At 41.2% G+C, this 3,776-nt stretch carries 7 protein-coding genes; all 7 read left to right on the top strand.

The annotated features are described in order from the left end of the window. Positions 1-42 precede the first annotated feature (42 nt). Complete coding sequence (locus QZ359_RS07320; RefSeq protein WP_293965059.1) at positions 43-822, top strand: hypothetical protein; 780 nt, start codon at positions 43-45, stop codon at positions 820-822. A gap of 1 nt (position 823) precedes the next feature. Further along, positions 824-1,006, top strand: coding sequence for a hypothetical protein (locus QZ359_RS07315; protein WP_000522922.1), 183 nt, complete (start codon positions 824-826; stop codon positions 1,004-1,006). Continuing rightward, positions 1,003-1,155 carry a hypothetical protein gene (locus QZ359_RS07310; protein WP_293965056.1) on the top strand — a complete coding sequence of 51 codons (153 nt, stop codon included), beginning with the start codon at positions 1,003-1,005 and terminating at the stop codon, positions 1,153-1,155. The genes QZ359_RS07315 and QZ359_RS07310 overlap by 4 nt, the downstream gene beginning before the upstream one ends. 115 nt (positions 1,156-1,270) lie before the next feature. After that, complete coding sequence (locus tag QZ359_RS07305; RefSeq protein ID WP_000368734.1) at positions 1,271-1,504, top strand: DUF1858 domain-containing protein; 234 nt, start codon at positions 1,271-1,273, stop codon at positions 1,502-1,504. Beyond that, on the top strand, positions 1,504-2,838 hold the full coding sequence (locus QZ359_RS07300; RefSeq protein WP_293965052.1) for a DUF438 domain-containing protein: 1,335 nt from the start codon (positions 1,504-1,506) through the stop codon (positions 2,836-2,838). Before QZ359_RS07305 ends, QZ359_RS07300 begins: the two co-directional genes overlap by 1 nt. Before the next feature lie 9 nt (positions 2,839-2,847). Beyond that, positions 2,848-3,102, top strand: coding sequence for a DUF1912 family protein (locus QZ359_RS07295; protein WP_293965050.1), 255 nt, complete (start codon positions 2,848-2,850; stop codon positions 3,100-3,102). Between the two features lie 95 nt (positions 3,103-3,197). After that, positions 3,198-3,593: a helix-hairpin-helix domain-containing protein gene (locus QZ359_RS07290; RefSeq protein ID WP_000038635.1), complete on the top strand. Its 396-nt coding sequence runs from the start codon at positions 3,198-3,200 to the stop codon at positions 3,591-3,593. Positions 3,594-3,776: the final 183 nt, after the last annotated feature.

Raw genomic sequence — 3,776 nt, 5'->3', positions numbered from 1 at the left:
CTATCATAGAATATAACTTACAGAAGTAAAAGGAGTTTGTATATGGCTGAACAAGAGTTGGCTATGCAAGTATTGCAACAAGTGGTGAAACTACCTGTTGTTAAGGTTGATCGTTCGAAATTTTTAGTGGATAAGTTTTCCAAAGAATTGGATCCACGGGACGTTCCTACTTTATTAGAACAAGGCCCAACGTCTCTCTTATCTCAAGAAATATTAGATCGAGTGGCTAATGCCTGTATTCGGGATAATGTTTTATTGGCGAGTGGAACGTCTGTTGTTGCAGGATTACCTGGAGGGATTGCTATGGCAATTACCATTCCAGCTGATGTGGCTCAATTTTATGGTTTTTCTCTGAAATTGGCTCAAGAATTAGGTTATATTTATGGTTATGAGGATCTTTGGGCTTCACGCGATGAGTTGAGTGAAGATGCTCAAAATACCCTCTTGCTTTATCTAGGCGTCATGTTGGGGGTAAATGGAACCGCTGCCTTGCTACGTGCTGGTGGTATAACAATTGCCAAACAGGTAATGAAAACAGTACCTAATAAAGCGTTAACAAAGACGCTTTGGTACCCTATTTTGAAAAAAGTCTTAAAAATATTTGGTGTGAATCTGACCAAGGGAGGGCTGGCCAAAGGAATGGGGAAATTTATTCCTATCTTGGGAGGTATCATTTCAGGTGGTTTAACCTTTGCAACTATGAAACCAATGGGGGAAAGCTTGCAGAAAGAATTATCCAAGCTAGTCAACTATAGTGAAGTTCAATATCAAGAAGATGTTGAAACGATCCGAAAAGAGGCTGAAATCATCGAAGGAGAGTGATATGGGACTCATAAAAATTCTAGCTAAAACTTATGGGAATTACTTTTTGACCATGCAAGGTGTAAAAGTGATGAAAACGATAAAGAAAGATGACCACGCCGTTGTCGGTCTAGGTAAACTTTTTATTGCAGATAAGCTAATGGATACGGCTCGGTGGCTCATTAAGCCAGAGGAGAGAGAATGAAATTTTTTTTGGGTCTTCTTGCCATTATTTTTATCAAACCAATTTTTGGGATTGTGAAATTCTTTTGGATGATTATCTCTTTTGCAGTCCAACTGCTGTTTTACAAGCTATTATTTAAACTATTGGATTGGCTCTTTAAACTTATTTAGATGGTCATCCAAGTCGTGGGGAACTAGCAAGTCTTGTACTGCTAGTTTTTTAATCTCTTTCCTTATGGTATAATAAAATAAATAATATCATTTATAAACGATAATGGAGGTCGTCATGGACAATATCATCGATGTGTCAATTCCTGTTGCAGAAGTGGTGGATAAGCATCCAGAAGTCTTGGAAATCCTAGTAGAGCTGGGTTTTAAACCTCTTGCCAATCCCTTGATGCGTAATACTATCGGTCGCAAGGTATCACTTAAACAGGGTTCTAAGCTGGAAGGAACTCCTATGGACAAGATTGTCCGTACACTGGAAGCGAATGGCTACGAAGTGATTGGATTAGACTAATGGCAGATGAACGGATTCATGTCCTACGGGATATTTTGTTAGAATTGCATAATGGCGCCTCTCCTGAGTCGGTTCAGGAGCGCTTTGATGCGACCTTTACAGGCGTTTCAGCCATCGAGATTTCCCTCATGGAACACGAGCTGATGAACTCAGACTCAGGTGTCACCTTTGAAGATGTCATGGAACTCTGTGATGTCCATGCCAATCTTTTTAAAAATGCTGTTAAGGCTGTCGAAGTTGCAGATACCGAGCATCCTGGCCACCCCGTTCGGGTCTTTAAGGAAGAAAATCTAGCCCTCCGTGCGGCCTTGATTCGCATTCGTAGATTGTTAGATACCTATGAGTCTATGGAAGATGAAGAAATGCTGGTGGAGATGCGTAAGGGCTTGGTGCGTCAGATGGGACTTGTGGGTCAATTTGACATCCATTACCAACGTAAAGAAGAACTTTTCTTTCCTATCATGGAGCGATATGGTCACGATTCGCCTCCAAAAGTTATGTGGGGAGTGGATGATCAGATTAGGGAACTCTTTCAAACAGCTTTAGCGACAGCCAAGTCACTACCTGAAGTACCTATTTCCACTGTAAAGGAAGCTTTTGAAGCTTTTGCGCCAGAGTTTGAAAGTATGATTTTCAAGGAAGAGTCCATCCTCCTCATGATTCTCCTTGAGTCCTTTACTCAGGATGACTGGCTTCAGATTGCAGAGGAGAGCGACGCCTATGGCTATGCTATTATCCGTCCGTCTGAGAAATGGGTTCCAGAACGCCAGAGTTTTGTTGAGGAAAAGATTGCAGAGGAGCCCGTACAGCTAGAAACGACAGAAGGCCAAGTTCAACAAGTTATCGATACGCCAGAAGGACAGTTTACCATTACCTTTACCCCTAAGGAAAAGGAAGCAGTGCTGGACCGCTATAGTCAACAGGCTTTTGGCAATGGCTATCTTTCAGTCGAGCAGGCCAATCTCATCCTCAATCACCTCCCTATGGAGATTACCTTTGTCAATAAAGACGATATTTTCCAGTATTACAATGACAATACGCCGGCTGATGAGATGATTTTCAAACGGACGCCGTCCCAAGTCGGGCGCAATGTCGAACTCTGCCATCCGCCTAAGTACTTGGACAAGGTCAAGACCATCATGAAGGGGCTTCGTGAGGGGACCAAGGATAAGTATGAAATGTGGTTCAAGTCTGAGTCGCGAGGCAAGTTTGTCCACATCACCTACGCAGCAGTGCACGATGAAAACGGAGAATTCCAAGGTGTACTGGAATATGTTCAGGATATCCAGCCCTACCGTGAGATTGACACGGACTATTTCCGTGGATTAGAATAAGGAGAAAAAATGAGTTACGAACAAGAATTTATGAAGGAATTTGAAGCTTGGGTCAATACCCAAATTATGATCAACGACATGGCACATAAGGAAAGCCAAAAAGTCTACGAAGAAGACCAAGACGAGCGTGCCAAAGATGCTATGATTCGCTACGAAAGCCGTTTGGATGCTTATCAGTTCTTGCTTGATAAGTTTGAAAACTTCAAAGCAGGTAAGGGATTCCATGACTTACCAGAAGGCTTGTTTGGTGAGCGAAATTATTAAACGAGATAGATTCTTGATTTTTTACTAAAATCTTGATAGAATATTTATATTAAATCCTTGTCAGAGCAGGGGTTTTTTATTGAAAGGATTTTATCATGTCAAAGAAACTCAATCGTAAAAAACAATTACGAAATAGCCTCCGTCGTGCAGGTGCCTTTTCAAGTACTGTGACTAAGGTTGTAGAAGAGACAAAAAAAGTCGTGAAACGTGCAGAACAGTCAGCAAGCCAAGCTGGTAAGGCTGTTTCTAAAAAAGTTGAACAAGCAGTAGAAGCTACCAAAGAGCAAGCTCAAAAAGTAGCCAATTCTGTAGAAGATTTTGCAGCAAACTTGGGTGGACTTCCACTTGATCGTGCCAAAACTTTCTATGATGAAGGAATCAAGTCTGCTTCAGATTTCAAAAACTGGACTGAAAAAGAACTCCTTGCCTTGAAAGGAATCGGCCCAGCTACCATCAAGAAATTGAAGGAAAATGGCATCAAGTTCAAGTAATTTTTCTTGTTCCTTGCAATTCCAAGAAAAACTTGCTACAATAGAGCCATTAGAGGTGTTTTGAATCTCACATTTTACAGAAAGTGGCGGTGCTGAGAAGGCCACAAAAGTGTCAAAAATGGGTGCTAATGGATGAAAAAATAAAATAAAAATGTCTTTTTTTTTTAAAAAAGAGAGTTGGGG

The sequence above is a fragment of the Streptococcus sp. genome (assembly GCF_019414905.1).
GTDB lineage: Bacteria > Bacillota > Bacilli > Lactobacillales > Streptococcaceae > Streptococcus.
Note: the sequence above shows the minus strand (reverse complement) of the source record. Positions and strands in the feature narration are given on the sequence as shown.

Bases quoted from the DNA above. Each gene is read 5' to 3' on its own strand.
- QZ359_RS07305 (WP_000368734.1), top strand. From the start codon at position 1,271: ATGGACAATATCATCGATGTGTCAATTCCTGTTGCAGAAGTGGTGGAT.
- QZ359_RS07290 (WP_000038635.1), top strand. From the start codon at position 3,198: ATGTCAAAGAAACTCAATCGTAAAAAACAATTACGAAATAGCCTCCGT.
- QZ359_RS07310 (WP_293965056.1), top strand. From the start codon at position 1,003: ATGAAATTTTTTTTGGGTCTTCTTGCCATTATTTTTATCAAACCAATT.
- QZ359_RS07295 (WP_293965050.1), top strand. From the start codon at position 2,848: ATGAGTTACGAACAAGAATTTATGAAGGAATTTGAAGCTTGGGTCAAT.
- QZ359_RS07300 (WP_293965052.1), top strand. From the start codon at position 1,504: ATGGCAGATGAACGGATTCATGTCCTACGGGATATTTTGTTAGAATTG.
- QZ359_RS07320 (WP_293965059.1), top strand. From the start codon at position 43: ATGGCTGAACAAGAGTTGGCTATGCAAGTATTGCAACAAGTGGTGAAA.
- QZ359_RS07315 (WP_000522922.1), top strand. From the start codon at position 824: ATGGGACTCATAAAAATTCTAGCTAAAACTTATGGGAATTACTTTTTG.